The sequence below is a fragment of the Paenibacillus sp. 01T422 genome (assembly GCF_056398785.1).
Map to the genome: position 1 here is coordinate 1 of NZ_JBFTQB010001158.1, position 1,637 is coordinate 1,637.

The following is a 1,637-nucleotide window of genomic DNA, read 5'->3' on the forward strand; positions in this document are numbered from 1 at the left end:
TGGCCAGATACTGCAAGAGAAATAAGTGCTTTATGTTTTTCGATATTTTCCAAGATGTTACCCTTTTGGGGCATCATTTGAGCAACCGCAATTTTCATTCGAATCTACCTCGTTTTCGTATTGTTGATGAATATGCTCGAGAAAATACGTTACAAATATCCAACGTTCCCATACCAAGGTATTCGCCAATTGACCAAACTATCCTCCCTCTATGGAGAAACGCTTTGCTCTTAAATACTCTCGTTTTCTCAGTTTTTGACCTTTAAATACTTTTTAGCAGATAACATTCAATGGTATGAAGTTGTAGAGGAAGAAATTTATGGATATGCTGAGGGGGAAAAGACTCTCTACCTAAACCACCTGTTGTAAATAACGGATGGTATGGTAATGTATGGTTGCACCTTTGGATCTCCACATGTGCTCATGGCGGTCAACCCTCCCACATCTCGCAGAGTCTACGCTCTCACATTCCTTCATTCAACCTGTCCATGAGGTGGAGGTCAGATATGCTGCCTACAGGATCTTTGTCCGTAAGGATAGTGCCTTTCCGACTCATCCGTGCTTCTTGTTATCTAACTCTAACCTAGGTCATCATCATAAAAAAGCGATCATTAAGCTGCTTGTGGTATCGAAGTCTCCCCAGCCATGCAAAAATATACACAGGGATGGCGAATGCCTATTTAAAAAATCTTTGTTCCCATTATCAAATTGAGATCATTGAGTTATTTGAACGCGATGACGTTAGTATCTATAATTCCATACCAACTGCCGAAGGTGCAATTTTGATGGCTATGCAAAATACAGATATAATGATTCATGGTTCGCCATGTATGGTACTTGGATTTGGACGAACCGGGTTTACCCTCTCCCGTACTTTACAGGCACTTGGGGCAAAAGTAAAAGTTGGTGATCGAAATGATATAGCCCGCGCGTATGAAATGGGATTCGAAGCATTTTACTTAACAGATTTATGTCAAAAAGTTACGGGAGTTGATTTATTATTTAATACCGTTCCGGCAATGGTACTTACAGCAGAAGTCATCCGTAATCTCCTGCACAGGGCAGTGATTATTGATCTTGCTTCCAAACCCGGCGGAACTGATTTTCGTTTTGCTGAAAAAAGAGGGATCAAAGCATTGCTTGCTCCGGGTCTACCTGGTATTGTCGCGCCGAAAACAGCAGGGCGAATTTTAGCGGATATCACTAGTCAGTTGATTTTGGAGAATATAAGAGTTAGGCAAATTCAAGAACCCATTCTTCAATAAAAAAACTAACTAGAGATAACCTTATTCATCCTGTATCCATCCCCAGAGTGTTTCCGCCAATCTTATATGACTGTAAGTTGATGGTTAAGCTTGTCCAGAAATTGACGATATAATGACCATGTTATTATTCTGGGAAAGGAAAAGACGCCTCCATAAATCGTGTTACTGCGCTAACAGTGACACGATTTATGGAGGCGTCTTCCCAACACCTATGGTCATTGTATCAAATTACACGCTAGTCCTCAAGGAGTTGGAGACTAGCGTTCGTTATCGTGTAAAATAGCTCATAGGCTGGATACTGTTTCCATTATGAGCTATTTTCATCTTTTACAGGGTATTTCCAGCGATAGGATCCTTTATCGAGTGTAAGTC

General features: G+C 40.8%; 1 pseudogene. It reads left to right on the forward strand.

The window, feature by feature from the left end:
* Nucleotides 1–599: 599 nt before the first annotated feature.
* Nucleotides 600–1,265, forward strand: a pseudogene (dpsA, locus tag AC1DUA_RS36680) (dipicolinate synthase subunit DpsA); the annotation flags it as partial.
* Nucleotides 1,266–1,637 lie beyond the last annotated feature (372 nt).